Origin of the sequence: Streptomyces sp. P9(2023) (genome assembly GCF_032436795.1) — a bacterium.
GTDB lineage: Bacteria > Actinomycetota > Actinomycetes > Streptomycetales > Streptomycetaceae > Streptomyces.
The window spans coordinates 1-400 of the sequence record NZ_JAUPWM010000188.1; the positions used below are offsets into that span (position 1 = coordinate 1).

1 protein-coding gene is annotated in these 400 nt (G+C 64.5%); it reads left to right on the forward strand.

Translation table 11 applies throughout. From position 1 onward, the window contains the following. Window positions 1-23: 23 nt before the first annotated feature. The coding region (locus Q5762_RS37290) for a hypothetical protein (RefSeq protein ID WP_315896748.1) at window positions 24-400 on the forward strand (377 nt) is incomplete at its 3' end.

Consider the following 400-nt stretch of genomic DNA (forward strand, 5'->3'; position numbering starts at 1 on the left):
CATACCTGCTGACTACTGAGGGGATGTCGAAGCACGGAACCGCGAGGAACGCCTTGGGTAGATCGGGGAAGAGGCTTACCCCAGACGGCATTTTCCGCATCGCGGAATCGCGGGAGGAGGCGGTGCGCCTCCTGGTGGAGCACGGATACATCCTCCCCAATGTGCCGCTCGGGAGAGGCGGCGCTGCCGGGTACGGACAATTCGGTCGCGGCGGCAAGAGGGTCGCAGCACGGAATGCGGTCGAGCAGGCAAATGCGGCCGGAGTCAGGGCTGGCGACAGGTACACGATGACTGCGGCGGAGCGTCGCATGCACGACGCCAAGGTGAGGCTGAATGCGGCTCGCAAGAGCGGCGATTCCTCCGAGATCGCCGACGCGGAGAAGGCATATCAGCGTTGGTT